This is a genomic window from Janthinobacterium longum (assembly GCF_051380735.1).
Classification (GTDB): Bacteria; Pseudomonadota; Gammaproteobacteria; order Burkholderiales; family Burkholderiaceae_D; genus Janthinobacterium.
On the sequence record NZ_JBNYXQ010000001.1, the window covers coordinates 889,419 to 903,585 of the forward strand.

Consider the following 14,167-nt stretch of genomic DNA (forward strand, 5'->3'; position numbering starts at 1 on the left):
GGTTAGCGTGCGATCGTACTGGTACGCTTGATCTTGTTCTGCAGTTGCATGATGCCGTACAGCAGCGCTTCGGCTGTCGGAGGGCAGCCAGGCACATACACGTCAACGGGAACGATGCGGTCGCAACCGCGCACCACGGAATACGAATAATGGTAGTACCCTCCGCCATTGGCGCAGGAACCCATCGAGATAACCCAGCGCGGCTCGGCCATCTGGTCGTAGACCTTGCGCAGTGCCGGCGCCATCTTGTTGCACAAGGTGCCGGCAACGATCATCACGTCGGACTGACGCGGCGATGGACGGAACACGACGCCGAAGCGGTCCATGTCGTAGCGGGCTGCGCCCACATGCATCATTTCGACCGCACAGCAGGCCAGACCGAACGTCATCGGGAACATCGACCCGGTACGCGCCCAGTTGATCAGCTTGTCGGCCGAGGTGGTGATGAAACCTTCGCTTAATACGCCTTCAATAGCCATGGCTTATTCCCAGTCAAGGGCACCTTTCTTCCAAATGTACCAAAATCCGACCACGAATTCGGCGATAAACACCATCATCGTGACGAAACCGGCCCAGCCCAGGTCGCGCATTGCCACGCCCCACGGGAAAAAGAATGCGGTTTCCAGATCGAACAAAATAAACAGGATTGCAACCAGATAGTAGCGCACATCAAACTTCATGCGAGCATCTTCGAATGCCTCAAAACCGCATTCGTACGGGGAGAGTTTTGCTGCGTCGGGCCGATGAGGACCCAGGATGCGGCCCAGGACCTGGGGCGCAATGCCGACACCAAGGCCGACAAGAATAAACAGCAGGACGGGGAAGTAATTTTCGAGGTTCACGATTTGATGAGCTTATATTGAACGATCGGTTAAATGAGGACGCCGCGGTGATTTGCAGCGTATCTAACGCACGATCCCAATCAGGGCTACGATCAGGATCGAACGACACATCCTCGTAAAAAAAGCCAGCAACTTTGTACGAGCCATGGCTCGTGCGCCGTTGCTGGCTTCTGATTTCTGGTGCCGACGACGAGACTCGAACTCGTACAGCTTTCGCCACTACCCCCTCAAGATAGCGTGTCTACCAATTTCACCACGTCGGCGGTAAGGCCCGTATTCTACTCTGCTTTGCTGCTAAAGTTAATGCAGAAATGCATCAAAACAGAGATAAAAACGATAAATTTTTACAGCTAATGCCTCTGAATTGCGTTTTCCTGGCGTACTGCCAAAACATTGAGCAATATTCTGCCCGTAATGAGAATTACTCTCGACAAACCGACCGAATTACTTCGGAATCGTGTTTGCCGGTGCGTCGGCAGCTGGCTTGGCCGGCACGGTTGCGGCTGGCACGCCGGTGGCTGGCGCCACTGGCGCAGCCGGAGCGGCACCAGGAATGGCGCCGGCGCCGGTCACTGGCACCGGCTTGACGACCTTGTCCATCACGCCGCCGCCAACAGCAGTGGCGCGCTGGTTGGCCATCAGTGACAGCGCCAGGGTAGCGCCGAAGAAGATGGCGGCAGCAACGCCGGTCGACTTCGACATGAAGTTTGACGAACCCGTCGCACCGAACAGGCTGCCGGACGCGCCGGAACCGAAGGCGGCACCCATATCGGCACCCTTGCCGTGCTGCAGCAACACCAGCGCAATAATCGACAAAGCGGACACTACCTGTACCACGACTACCAGATTGAACATCATGTTCATTGCAATTCCATTCTTAGTTTAAAGTGATTCAATCAGCGGCGTGAATAATCGCCAGGAAATCCGCCGCCTTCAATGCCGCTCCACCGATCAGACCGCCATCGATATCCGGCATTGCCATCAATTCTTTCGCGTTCTCCGGCTTCATGCTGCCGCCGTACAGGATCTGCACGCCGGCGGCCGCTACCGCATTCTTTGCCGCCAGTTGGCCGCGCAGCACCTGGTGCACTTCCTGCGCCATTTGCGGCGTGGCCGTCTTGCCGGTGCCGATGGCCCAGACCGGCTCGTAAGCGAGCACCAGCTTCGCCACGTCGGCCTCTTTGATGGCTTCCAGCACCGCGTTCAGCTGCTTGGCTACCACGGCGTCGGTCTGCCCTGCTTCGCGCTCGTCGAGATGCTCGCCGATGCAAACGATGGGCGTGATGCCCGCTGCCAGCGCCGCAACTGTCTTGGCCGCCACTTTCGCGTCGGTCTCGCCATGATAGGCGCGCCGCTCGGAGTGACCCAGGATCACGTAGCTGCTGGCAAAATCCTGCAGCATCGCGGTCGAGATTTCCCCAGTGTAGGCGCCACTGGCCTGCGCCGAAACATCTTGTGCACCCCAGGCCAGGCTTGAACCTGTCAATTGCGCCTGGCACTGCGCCAGATAAGGCGCGGGAACACAGACAGCGCTGGCTGCGCCATCGGCGCCCAAGCCAGCAACTATTTCAGACAATAACACCGCGTTCGAGGTGCGACTGCCGTTCATTTTCCAATTTCCCACGACGAGTTTGCGACGCATGGTAGCCTAAATTTTAATAACCCGTCATTCTAACGCTACCACTGTTGGCGGTCAAACCACTAGCTGCTGCTTTCAAGCAACTTGCAACATGATCTTGCCGATGTGCGTGCTCGCTTCCATCAGCGCATGCGCCTCGCCGGCCTTGTCCAAGGGGAAAGTTTTATAGATCACGGGCTTGATCTTGCCGGCCTCGATCAGCGGCCAGACGGTGTCGCGCAAATGCCGGGCAACTGCTGCTTTGAAGGCTACCGAACGGGGACGCAAGGTCGAGCCGGTGACCGTCAGGCGGCGGCGCAGCAAGGTGCCCAGGTCCAGCTCCGCGCTGGTGCCGCCCTGCACGGCGATCAGGCCGATGCGGCCATCGTCGGCCAGGCAAGCGATTTCACGCGGCAGGTAGTCGCCGCCGACCATGTCGAGAATCACGTCGACGCCCTTGCCATTGGTCAGTTCCTTGACGACAGCAACGAAATCTTCGGTGCGGTAATTGATGCCGCGCTCGGCGCCCAGCGCTTCGCAGGCGCGCGCTTTTTCATCGCTGCCGGCGGTGGCGAACACGCGGTGACCCAGCGCGCTGGCCAGCTGGATTGCCGCCACGCCTATGCCCGAGCTACCGCCCTGCACCAGCAAAGTATCGCTGCCCGACAGCGCGCAGCGGTCAAACACATTGCTCCAGACGGTGAAGAAGTTTTCCGGCAGGGATGCGCCCTCTAACGCCGTCAGGCCTGCCGGCAGGGGCAGGCACTGGCCGGCGGGTGCGGCGCAATATTCGGCATAGCCACCACCCTGCACCAGCGCACAGACCAGGTCGCCCGCCTTGAAACCGGTGCCTTCGAAATCGCCATCAACCAGTTCGCCCGCTACTTCCAGGCCGGGCAGGTCGGAAGCGCCGCTCGGGGGAGCATATTTGCCCAGGCGCTGCAGTACGTCGGGACGGTTGATGCCGGCCGCGTGCACCTTGATCAGCAGTTCGCCCGCCTTCAATACAGGCAGGGGACGTTCGGCAATTTTCAGGACGTCAAAGGGACCGGGTTGGCTGATTTCAACTGCGCGCATGGCAAGGCTCTCTTAAGGCAAAGAGCGATTGTACGCCAAGCTTGCACGCCTTGCAGAAGCCAGACGCGCCCTGTCCTGCGCTATTCACCACCGGTTCTGGAGGTCTGCGGCAAGGGGGTGCCGGGCTTCCACCTGGCAGACAAGGCCTGCCCTTCTTCCAACTGCTCGTGCGTCATCTTGCGCACCACGGCGGCACGTTGCTCGGCCGCATTCGAAGAGCCATTGGCGGCGGCCAGGTTCCACAACATATAGGCGATCACATTATCCTGCTGCACCCCGCCCATGTGATAACGGTACATCAGCCCCAGCACCTGCTGCGCCTCGGCATGGTTCTGCTCGGCCGCCTTGCGAAACCAGCTGACAGCCTGCTTGTGGTCCTGCAGCACGGCGTTACCCGTGTAATACATGGCGCCCACCACATATTGCGCGTCGGCTTTGCCCTGCTCGGCTGCCTTGCGGTGCCAGAACATGGCTTGCTTGTAATCCTGCGGCAAGCCGCGCCCCATGTAGTACATCAGGCCCAGCAGGTGCTGGGCGTCGGCGTTGCCGGCCTTGGCCAGCGGTAAAATTTCCTTGTAGGCCAGCGCATAATTCTTGTTGTTGTAGGCGCTGGCACCTTCGCTGAAGCCGGCCTTGGCCGGCAACTGTATCGCGAACAGCATGCATAGTGTAATGATCAGTTTTTTCATCGGAATGGGATGTGGTCTGACTGCTTTTATTATCGCGCACGGCGGCGGGACACCCGGGAAATCCCTTGCTGCCCTTACTTCCAGCTGACTTTACCAAGGCCGTCGACGCTGACATCGCGGTTGGCAGGCTTGCCATACACCACCACCGACCCCAGGCCACTGAGGTTCAGCTTGGCATTGCTGCGGGCATTGACGATGGCGTTGCCCAGGCCACTCAAGTCAAGGTTGACCGCATCGGCCTCGAATTGTTGCGCATTCAGGCTGCCCAGGCCGCCCAGCGACGCCTTGAGCACGCGGCCGCGCCCGCCCAGCACCACCGAACCGGCCCCTTGCAGGTCGAGTTCGGCCTTGTCGTTATTGCCGATCCACAGCTGCATGCTGCCCACGCCGCCCAAGGTGGCGCTCAATTTGCGGTAGTCGCCCACCACCTTCACGCTGCCGGCCCCTTCCAGTGACAGGGTCAGCTCGTCGCCCGTAAAACCGGACACATCGGTGCTACCGAAGCCTTCCGAGCTCACCTCGCGCAGGTTGGGCAAGACCAGGTCGGCACGGATAGAACCAGGACTCAGCTTGAAGCCGCGCACTTCCGTTTCGATATGCAAGGTGTCGCCGCTTTGCGCCGTGCTGACATCGGCAATATAGCGCTTGTCGGCCGTGATGCTCAGCGACGCTACATTGCCCTGGCGGATGCGCACTTCCATCACGCCATCGAGCTTGACGCGCACCACGCGCGCGTCGACCGTGCGCATTTCCAGTTGCCGCGTTTCGGCAGACACGGCACGTATCAGGCCGAACGTGGCCAGGAAAGCCAGCGCAAAGTGCAGGGTTTTTTTCATTGTATTCCTTGATATCTTGTTTTTATGTGCGACGGCAAGCGGCCACTCTAGCAGCGGCCAATATTGCTGGCAATCACTTATGCGAAGAAGGCTTTTGGGGTGGCAACAAGGCGCTTGGCCCTGACCTGCACGATATGTGCTTCCGGCGTTTTGGCGAGGGCCACGCCCTGGTAGCTGGAACTGGCTACTTGCAAGGCCGGCGCCGGCGCGTAGCAGCTGGCGCCGAGCAGGACGGCGGCGGTAATGACAATGGCTTCCATGTGTTTGGCGACGTTCATGTTGATCTCCTCTGGGTGTCTGGCTGCGGTATGTGACCACTATAGCCATGCCGCCTGCACCAGGCACCCCGATTGCGACGAACTGCAATTTTGGCGGCATGGCCGGACAAAATCGCCGATGAGCGCGCGTACAGTAAATCTACATCAGAACTCTTCCCACTCGTCGGCGGCGGGCTTGGCCGCCTTGGCCGGCTTGCTTGCACGGGTGGCAGGCAGGGCCTTGGGCGCCGGGCGCGGCGCGGCATTAGCAGCGGCAGGGCGCGCCTTTTCCGGCCTGGCCGGCGCGCTGGCGGCGACCGTGTCGCCAAGGCGGAACATGCCGACCGCCTGCGCCAGGTCCACCGCCTGCTCCTGCAGGCTTTCGGCGGCGGCCGCAGCCTGCTCGACGAGGGCGGCATTTTGCTGCGTCATGGTGTCCATGTGCGTGATCGCCGTATTGATCTCGCCGATGCCGGCGCTCTGTTCGCGGCTGGCGACCGTGATCTCGCTCATGATGGTGGCCAGTTGCTGCACCGATGCCACCACCTGGCCCATGGTTTGGCCCGCCTCATCGACCAGGCGGCCGCCGGCGCCCACTTTCTCCACCGAGTCGCCGATCAGTTCCTTGATTTCCTTGGCAGCACCGGCTGAACGCTGTGCCAGGTTGCGCACTTCCGAGGCCACCACCGCAAAGCCCCTGCCCTGCTCGCCGGCGCGCGCCGCTTCCACGGCCGCGTTCAGGGCCAGAATATTGGTCTGGAAGGCGATGCCGTCAATGACGCCGATAATGTCGACGATCTTGCGCGAACTTTCCTGGATGCCAGCCATGGTGCCCACCACTTGCTGCACCACTTCGCCGCCCTTGGCCGCCACTTGCGAGGCGGACACGGCCAGCTCATTCGCCGCATGCGCATTTTCCGCATTCTGTTTGACGGTTGACGTCAACTCATCCATCGAGCTGGCCGTTTCTTCGAGTGCCCCCGCCTGCGCTTCCGTGCGCGCGGACAGGTCGGCATTGCCGGCCGCGATATCGGCCGACTCGCTGCGCACCATCGTGCTGATGGTGCGTATCTGCACCAGCACGCCGGCGATCTTTTCCACGAACAAATTGAAGGCCCTGGCGATCTGCGCCAGCTCGTCCGTGCCGTCTGCATCAAGGCGGCTGGTCAGGTCGCCGTCGCCGGTGGCGATCGCATCGAGCGCATCGCGTACCAGGCCCAGGCGGCGCAAGGCGCGTGCCACCAGCACGCTCAGCACCGTGGCGGCCAGCACCAGCACCAGTATCGCCGTCAGCACCGAAGAGCGCAGCATCGATGTCAAAGCATGGGTTGCTTCGGCGCGGTCGAGCACGGTGGCCAGCAGCCAGTCGCTGCCCGGCACTTTACTGACGTGCAAAATGCCCTCGCGCTCGCCCAGGCGGATGGTCTCGCTGTCGCCGCTCTTTTCAATCTCGGCCAGCGCCTGCGAAGTCAGCTTGGCGTCAAGGTCGGCCAGCGGTTTCAACGTCAGCTTCTCGTCCGGATGGGCGATGATCTTGCCGCCGCCATCGACCAGGAAGGCGTAGCTCGATGGTGTCGGCTTGATCGAGGCGACGTTTTTCACCACCACGTCCATCATCACGTCGGCTGCCAGCACGCCGGCCGGGCTACCCTTGTCACCGAGCGGTTCGGCAAAGGTCACCACCAGCTTGCCGGTGCTGGCGCCGATATACGGCGCGGTGATGATCGCCCCGCCGGTTGCCAGCGCCTGCTTGTACCAGGGGCGCGCGGTCGGATCGTAATCGGCGGCGCGCTTGCGCTCCTGCGAAAACACGGCATGCTTGTCGGCAAAGCCAACATAGGCCATGTCGAAGATGCCAGCCTGTTCGGCAGCTTTCAGGGCCGGCAGTGGATCTTCCTGCTGGGCGCCGATCTTCATTGACGCCACCACCGCCTGTTTCGAACGCAGCCACTCGGCAATCGCTTGCGCATGGCTGTGCGACAGCTGCAACATCTGCGTGTCGAGCGCTGCCAGGGTGCTGCTGCGGGTGGTAAAGAAGTTGGCGATGGCGACTGCCAGCATGGCCAGCACGACGATGGATACGGAGATGGCGATCAGGCGTGCCTTGAGGGAGGACAACATTGGGAGCATCCAATAAAAAGGGGAAATCGAGGGGATGGACCATCGTCAGCGATTATTATTTTCCCGTCAAGACATACTGACTCTCAATTACCGTGAAACAACAAAAACGGCCATAAAAAAACCGCCAGGGCTTGCGCGCTGGCGGTTTTGACAAGCTTGCCAGGCGAGCCCGGCATTACTTGATACGGCGTTTGAAACTGACTCTTACAGTGCTGGCGCTTCGCCGCCTTCAGCAGCTTTCATCGACAGTTTCAGGCGGCCACGGTCGTCCGTTTCCAGTACTTTGACACGTACCAGCTGGCCTTCTTTCAGGTAGTCGGCGACGGCGTTGACGCGCTCGTTGGCGATCTGCGAAATGTGCAGCAGGCCGTCTTTGCCTGGCATCACTTGCACGATGGCGCCGAAGTCCAGCAGTTTCAGTACGGTGCCTTCGTAGGTCTTGCCCACTTCGACCGATGCCGTCAGTTCTTCGATGCGACGCTTGGCTTCCTGGCCGGCGGCAGCATCGACGGAAGCGATGGTGACCACGCCTTCGTCGCTGATGTCGATCTGGGTGCCGGTCTCTTCGGTCAGCGCGCGAATCACGGCGCCGCCCTTGCCGATCACGTCACGGATTTTTTCCGGGTTGATCTTGATGGTGATCAGGCGCGGTGCGAAATCGGACAGTTCGGTTTTCACGTGCGGCATGGCTTTTTGCATCTCACCCAGGATGTGCTCACGGCCTTCTTTGGCTTGCGCCAGCGCCACTTGCATGATTTCCTTGGTGATGCCCATGATCTTGATGTCCATCTGCAGCGCGGTGATACCGTTGCGGGTACCGGCTACCTTGAAGTCCATGTCGCCCAGGTGATCTTCGTCGCCCAGGATGTCGGACAGCACGGCAAACTTGCCGCCTTCCTTGATCAGGCCCATGGCGATACCGGCCACGTGTTCTTTCATCGGCACGCCGGCATCCATCAGCGCCAGGCAGCCACCGCAAACCGAAGCCATCGACGAGGAACCGTTCGATTCGGTGATTTCCGACACCAGGCGTACCGAGTAGCTGAACTCTTCGGCTGGTGGCAGGGCGGCGATCAGCGCGCGCTTGGCCAGGCGGCCGTGGCCGATTTCACGGCGTTTAGGGGTACCGACACGGCCCGTTTCGCCGGTGGCGAACGGTGGCATGTTGTAATGAAGCATGAACGAATCGGTGAATTCACCCATCAGTGCATCGATCTTCTGGCTGTCACGGGCGGTGCCGAGCGTGGCCACGACCAGCGCCTGGGTTTCGCCGCGCGTGAACAGGGCCGAACCGTGGGTGCGTGGCAGCACGCTGGTGCGGATCGAGATCGGACGCACGGTGCGCGTGTCGCGGCCGTCGATGCGTGGCTCGCCGTCGAGGATCTGGGTGCGGACGATTTTCGCTTCGATGTCGAACAGGATGTTGTTCACTTCGGCACTGTCGATCGCCGCGCCGCCGTTGGCAGCAGCTTCGGCCGACAGGTCGGCGATCACTTCGGAGGTCGCCGCTTTCAGCTTGGCGGTACGCTCCTGCTTGTCCTTGGTTTGATACGCATCATTGATCTTGGCGTTGGCGAAATGGGCCACGCGCGCGATCAGTGCTTCGTTTTTCGGCGCAGGCGCCCATTCGACTTCCGGCTTGCCGCCGTCACGAACCAGGTCGTGGATGGCGTCGATGACGACTTTCATCTGGTCATGGCCAAACACCACGGCGCCCAGCATGATTTCTTCGGACAGCTGTTTCGCTTCCGATTCAACCATCAGCACTGCCGTTTCGGTACCGGCAACAACCAGGTCCATTTGCGAGGTTTTCAGCTGCTGGACGGTCGGGTTCAGGATGTACTGGCCATTGGCGTAACCGACGCGCGCGGCGCCGATCGGGCCGTTGAATGGCACGCCCGACACGCACAGGGCGGCCGAGGCGCCGATCATGGCCGCGATGTCCGGATCGATTTCAGGGTTGACCGACAGCACGTGAATGATGACTTGCACTTCATTCAGGTAGCCTTCAGGGAACAAAGGACGGATAGGACGGTCGATCAGACGCGACGTCAGGGTTTCTTTTTCGGAAGGACGGCCTTCGCGCTTGAAAAAACCGCCCGGAATTTTACCGGCAGCGTACGTTTTTTCAACATAATCTACTGTCAAAGGGAAGAAATCCTGGCCTGGCTTGGCATCTTTGCGTGCCACCACGGTTGCCAGCACGACGGTATCTTCGATCGACACCAGCACTGCGCCGGATGCCTGGCGTGCGATCTCGCCGGTTTCCAGGGTCACTTGATGTTGACCGTACTGGAAGGTTTTCGTAACTTTATTAAACATTGGGGTAACCCTTTTCTATTTGCCGACAGATTTTCAGGGGCTGTCGTTCACCTCACCACAGGCGGCGCATTCAAGTTGCCGCCTTTGCTATTTTGCTTTTAAATCATGTTCATCCGCATAGGATACTGCATCCACGGGATTCAATTTGGAATTTCAAATGACAAAATGCCCGCGACAGCGAACTGGCGCAGGCATTTCTGTATAAACCTTGTACGGCAAAAATTACTTGCGCAGACCAAGTTTAGCGATCAGGTCGCGATAACGGGTAGCGTCTTTGGCCTTCAGGTAGGACAACAGGCTCTTGCGACGGTTGACCATCATGATCAGGCCGCGGCGGGAGTGGTGATCTTTCGAGTGGGCTTTGAAGTGGCCGTTCAGCTCGTTGATACGAGCGGTCAGCAGTGCAACTTGCACTTCAGGGGAGCCGGTGTCGTTCTGACCACGTGCGTTGTCCGCGATAATGGCGGCTTTGTTGATGTTCTCTACTGTCATGATAAACCTTTCACATGCGGTGCACAGAGTCTGAACCCTATCCACCGTGAACTACGATTAAAAAAACTGGCTTGAGTTCAAACCAGACGCGCAAGTATATCGGAAAAATGCCTGGCTGTATCCAGTCGTGCGCTTTTTTCTCGGTGCATGATAGGATTTTCCCCTCATTCGGGAGTCACACCATGAAAAAAGCATTCAAATTTGCAACGATCCTGGCGCCACTGCTGCTGGCAGGCTGCGCCAGCATGGGTGGTCCGCCACCGCAACCGGGAGAATCGCGCGCCGCCGTCGAAGCGAAGCTCGGCGCGCCGACCAATGTCTACCAGCTGCCCGGGGGCCCGGAACTGGAATACGCGCACGGCCCTTACGGCCAGGTGACCTACATGGCGCGCTTCGGTCCCGACCAGCGCCTGACGTCGTTCGAGCAGGTACTCGACACGCCCGGCTTTGCCAGGGTCAAAATCGGCATATCGACCCGGCAGGATGTGCTGCATTTGCTGGGCCGGCCAGCCGAAACCTCGTACCTGGCGCTGCCCAAGCTATACGTGTGGTCGTACCGCTACAAGGAGTCGGGCGTGTGGGATTCGATGATGCATGTGCACTTCGACCAGGCCGGCATCGTGCGCCAGATGATGAACGGGCCGGATCCGGCCAAGGAAGAAAGAAGGTTTTTCTGGTAATACAAGCTGTTGCCTTGTTTGCATATGTGACAAAATGTAAGTTTCTAATCGACAATTATTCGTCGGACTAGGAACTTGCGCCGGTTTGACATGACAGGCCGCCATTTACATTGCATACAAGGAAGCATATGCCGCATCACCCGCACATGCAGCGCCGCTCGCATGGCCCTGCCCACCTCAGCCTTTCCCTCACCATCCTGTTGGCCTCCCTGTTGAGCGCCTGTGGCGGCGGTGGCGGGGGTGAAGCACAATCTCCCGCCACGCCACCGGTGGTCGTGACGCCGCCGGCCAGCAGTGCCGAGACCGCGCTGTCGATAACGGCAAATAATGCCGAGGCGGCAAGCGTGCTGGCATTCAGCAACGGTGCGATCGCGCTGGCCGCGGTGCAGATGACCATCGACCTGGCGGCTACGGCCACTTCCAGCAGCACCCTGTCAAAGCCCTGCGGCAGCAACGGTTCCCAAACCATCACTTTCAGCGACAACGATGGCAACGCCCGCGTCAGCGCGGGCGACAAGCTCGTTGTTGCCTATTCTTATTGCTACTCAAAAGAACTTGACGGGATTGTCGACGGCACCATGAGTGCGACTTTTGCCGCGCCAGCCAATGGCCAGCAACTGAGCGGCACCCTGAGCTTCTCGCCCGGCTTTGGCGATCATACGTCGATACCTCGTGAAGAACTTGGCGGCAGCCTGCGCTTTGACTATGCCAGCGGTGAAGTGTCGAAGCTGCTGCGCGTCTCTTCCGACGTGCAGGCATTCAAGATGGTGTATACCGATGGCGCCGTCACCAAAACCGACACTATCACTGCGCTCGACGCCCAACATGAGCTACGCATCGATACGGCGCGCGCCACCACCGGCATGCGCTACCGGCTGGCCAGTAATCTTCTGGGCGGCAGCATCGATGTCAGCACGACGACGCCATTGCGCTCCTGGTTTGAAACGCTGCCCGATGCAGGGGAGCTGACGCTGACAGGAGCCGGCAACAGCAAGGCAAGCTTGCGTGTCAATCCCAATCCAGCTATGGCCAACTTCAATGTGCTGTTCGGCGACACGGTCATCACCTCCCTACCCTCGTCGGGCACGGACTATTTGTGGAGCAGTGGCGCCTGGCTGGCGCAAAACGCCAGTCTCGCCTCCTACACCACCAAGCCCGATCTGCCCGCCAGCTTCAAGGTCTTGATTGAGCCGGATACGGCCAATATGGCGCCCAACGGCGCCCTGACCTGGACCTATACCCGCACTCTGGGAACGCCGCTGCTGCGTGACGCACAGTTCCGCGAGGTCGGCAGCGGTTTTGTCAGCATTCCAGGCATTATCAGCCAGAATGGCGCAATGCTGACAGTCAAGCCGACCAGCCAGTTGAAGGCGGGTGCCACCTATAACCTGGTGTTCGATCGCATGGCGCCGGACTCGGTACGCGACAACGCAGGCAATGGGCTGTCTACCCCGTTCGGTACGGTCGAAGTCAAGGTGAAGCGCACCATCAGCGCCAATATTGACCTGCTGGGTAGCCCCGCTTTGTTGCTCGGCCCTGCCGCGACACTGACGGTTGACGCAAGCAAATCATCGGCCAATGGCAGCCCCGTCAGCAGCTTGCAATGGCGACAACTATCCGGGCCAGCGCTGACCATCGCCAATCCCTCCGCCGCGCGCCTGACCTTGTCGACCGCGGCCCCGGCTAAAGGTGTGGCGATCATCGAATTGACGGTAAGCAATGCAGCCAATGAGACAGACAAACAGCAATTCATTATCGATGTCCTGACAGACCTGTCAGCAGCACTGGTCTTCAGCTACAGCAGTGGCAATGGCAAGGTGACAATTGACAGCAATGCCGCCACCACCGCGCCTGCCTATGTGCGATATGTCGCCGACATCAATGCCATCGATATTGGGTCGACCAAAACCATGCAGCGACTCTTGCTGGGATTGCCTGGCACGCTACGCTGGCAGGCGGGCCTGTCCGCCTCTTTTGGCACCGGCAACAGCGATGGCGTCAACGGCCGCTATCTCGGCGAGTACAGCTGCTCGTCTTCCAACGGCAACTTCCGGGTCATTGATTTCGCCCTGGATGCGGCCGGCAATCCCTCGAGGGTCGCCATTGACCTTGATGAAAATTGTGCAGGCGGCATAGTCAATAAAGTATCCATACGCTACGGCAGCGATATGCCTTTGCGCAAATAAGAAACAGGCGCCGCGATGAAAAAAGCATGGGGCGCCTGCATCTAGCGATGAATCGGACGGTGAGCCAGCGCCCACCGTCCGCATCAATGCTCGTGATCAACCTGCACAATGCTGACCGGCTTGCCTTTGGCCATGCGCCAGAAAAACACGGCGTAGCCAGACAGGCCGTATGCGACAAAGATCGGGAACAGCACTTTAGGCGGGTCGATCGAGATCAGTGCGAAGAACAGCGCCAGCAGGAACACCACGATGAACGGCACAGACTTGCGGAAGTTCACGTCCTTGAAACTGTAAAACGGCACATTGGTGACCATGGTCAGGCCGGCGAACAGGGCGATCGCCCACGAGACCCAGGCCAATTGATTGCCGGCAAACTGCAGGTCGTTCATCATCAGGATAAAGCCGGCCACCATGGCCGCCGCCGCCGGGCTGGGCAAGCCCTGGAAGAAGCGCTTGTCGACCACCGCGATATTCGTATTGAAGCGCGCCAGGCGCAGCGCGGCGCCGGCACAGTAGACGAAGGCGGCCAGCCAGCCCAACTTGCCCATGCCGCGCAGCGACCATTCATAGATCACCAGCGCCGGCGCGGCGCCAAAAGACACCATGTCGGACAGGCTGTCGTACTGGGCGCCAAACTCGCTCTGGGTATTGGTCAGGCGCGCGATGCGTCCGTCGAGCCCGTCCAGGATCATGGCGATAAAGATGGCCCAGGCCGCGTGTTCGAATTTCTGGTTCATGGCCATCACGATGGCGTAGAAACCACAGAACAGGGCCGCCGTCGTGAAGGCATTGGGCAACAGGTAAATGCCGCGGCGGCGCAAGGTTTTCTTGCCTGCGGCCTCGGCCGGCGGCACCCGCGCGAATTTACTGAAGCGCGATGCCTTGGACGTTGCCGGGTTGCCGTTCTTGCCTCGACGACGGGGAAAGTTTGCCATGTTGATCCATTTCTTGTGTGCTGCAGGGTAATCGGAACTGAAAGGCGCGCACCTTGCTGCGTGGCTGCGCCGGTATTACATTATAGAGGAGACAAGGCCCAGCGCACCCCGC

14 protein-coding genes and 1 tRNA gene are annotated in these 14,167 nt (G+C 60.0%); 2 read left to right on the forward strand and 13 right to left on the reverse strand.

The window, feature by feature from the left end:
• Nucleotides 1-2: 2 nt before the first annotated feature.
• The 12 genes from ACQ4WM_RS04035 to rpsO all read right to left on the reverse strand — a co-directional run bounded on the left by ACQ4WM_RS04035 (nucleotide 3) and on the right by rpsO (nucleotide 10,254).
• A complete protein-coding gene (locus ACQ4WM_RS04035; RefSeq protein WP_010399733.1) occupies nucleotides 3-479 on the reverse strand; it encodes a NuoB/complex I 20 kDa subunit family protein in 477 nt (158 codons plus the stop codon).
• Between the two features lie 3 nt (nucleotides 480-482).
• Nucleotides 483-842 (reverse strand): NADH-quinone oxidoreductase subunit A, encoded by a 360-nt coding sequence (locus ACQ4WM_RS04040; protein WP_094441197.1) that lies wholly within the window; start codon nucleotides 840-842, stop codon nucleotides 483-485.
• Nucleotides 843-1,020: 178 nt separating this feature from the next.
• A tRNA-Leu gene (locus ACQ4WM_RS04045) sits at nucleotides 1,021-1,105 on the reverse strand.
• 181 nt (nucleotides 1,106-1,286) lie between these two features.
• Nucleotides 1,287-1,706, reverse strand: a complete 420-nt coding sequence (gene secG / locus ACQ4WM_RS04050; RefSeq protein WP_436545408.1) for a preprotein translocase subunit SecG — start codon at nucleotides 1,704-1,706, stop codon at nucleotides 1,287-1,289.
• A gap of 28 nt (nucleotides 1,707-1,734) precedes the next feature.
• Nucleotides 1,735-2,484: a triose-phosphate isomerase gene (gene tpiA, locus ACQ4WM_RS04055; RefSeq protein WP_436545409.1), complete on the reverse strand. Its 750-nt coding sequence runs from the start codon at nucleotides 2,482-2,484 to the stop codon at nucleotides 1,735-1,737.
• Nucleotides 2,485-2,556: 72 nt separating this feature from the next.
• On the reverse strand, nucleotides 2,557-3,537 hold the full coding sequence (locus tag ACQ4WM_RS04060; protein WP_436545410.1) for an NAD(P)H-quinone oxidoreductase: 981 nt from the start codon (nucleotides 3,535-3,537) through the stop codon (nucleotides 2,557-2,559).
• An 80-nt stretch (nucleotides 3,538-3,617) separates the two neighbouring features.
• Entirely contained in the window at nucleotides 3,618-4,226 is a 609-nt protein-coding gene (locus ACQ4WM_RS04065) for a tetratricopeptide repeat protein (RefSeq protein ID WP_436545411.1), read from the reverse strand.
• Between the two features lie 74 nt (nucleotides 4,227-4,300).
• Nucleotides 4,301-5,062: a GIN domain-containing protein gene (locus ACQ4WM_RS04070; protein ID WP_436545412.1), complete on the reverse strand. Its 762-nt coding sequence runs from the start codon at nucleotides 5,060-5,062 to the stop codon at nucleotides 4,301-4,303.
• 77 nt (nucleotides 5,063-5,139) lie between these two features.
• Complete coding sequence (locus ACQ4WM_RS04075) at nucleotides 5,140-5,340, reverse strand: hypothetical protein (RefSeq protein WP_436545413.1); 201 nt, start codon at nucleotides 5,338-5,340, stop codon at nucleotides 5,140-5,142.
• A gap of 144 nt (nucleotides 5,341-5,484) precedes the next feature.
• Entirely contained in the window at nucleotides 5,485-7,440 is a 1,956-nt protein-coding gene (locus ACQ4WM_RS04080; RefSeq protein WP_436545414.1) for a methyl-accepting chemotaxis protein, read from the reverse strand.
• A gap of 204 nt (nucleotides 7,441-7,644) precedes the next feature.
• A complete protein-coding gene (gene pnp, locus ACQ4WM_RS04085; protein WP_436545415.1) occupies nucleotides 7,645-9,762 on the reverse strand; it encodes a polyribonucleotide nucleotidyltransferase in 2,118 nt (705 codons plus the stop codon).
• 222 nt (nucleotides 9,763-9,984) lie between these two features.
• Nucleotides 9,985-10,254 (reverse strand): 30S ribosomal protein S15, encoded by a 270-nt coding sequence (gene rpsO / locus ACQ4WM_RS04090; RefSeq protein WP_010399743.1) that lies wholly within the window; start codon nucleotides 10,252-10,254, stop codon nucleotides 9,985-9,987.
• A 182-nt stretch (nucleotides 10,255-10,436) separates the two neighbouring features.
• Between rpsO and bamE the strand changes: the two genes are divergently transcribed.
• Entirely contained in the window at nucleotides 10,437-10,934 is a 498-nt protein-coding gene (bamE, locus tag ACQ4WM_RS04095; protein WP_436545416.1) for an outer membrane protein assembly factor BamE domain-containing protein, read from the forward strand.
• A 128-nt stretch (nucleotides 10,935-11,062) separates the two neighbouring features.
• Nucleotides 11,063-13,120, forward strand: a complete 2,058-nt coding sequence (locus tag ACQ4WM_RS04100) for an Ig-like domain-containing domain (protein ID WP_436545417.1) — start codon at nucleotides 11,063-11,065, stop codon at nucleotides 13,118-13,120.
• An 83-nt stretch (nucleotides 13,121-13,203) separates the two neighbouring features.
• Here ACQ4WM_RS04100 and pssA read toward each other — a convergent pair whose 3' ends face one another.
• A complete protein-coding gene (gene pssA, locus ACQ4WM_RS04105; RefSeq protein ID WP_436545418.1) occupies nucleotides 13,204-14,055 on the reverse strand; it encodes a CDP-diacylglycerol--serine O-phosphatidyltransferase in 852 nt (283 codons plus the stop codon).
• Between the last annotated feature and the right edge of the window lie 112 nt (nucleotides 14,056-14,167).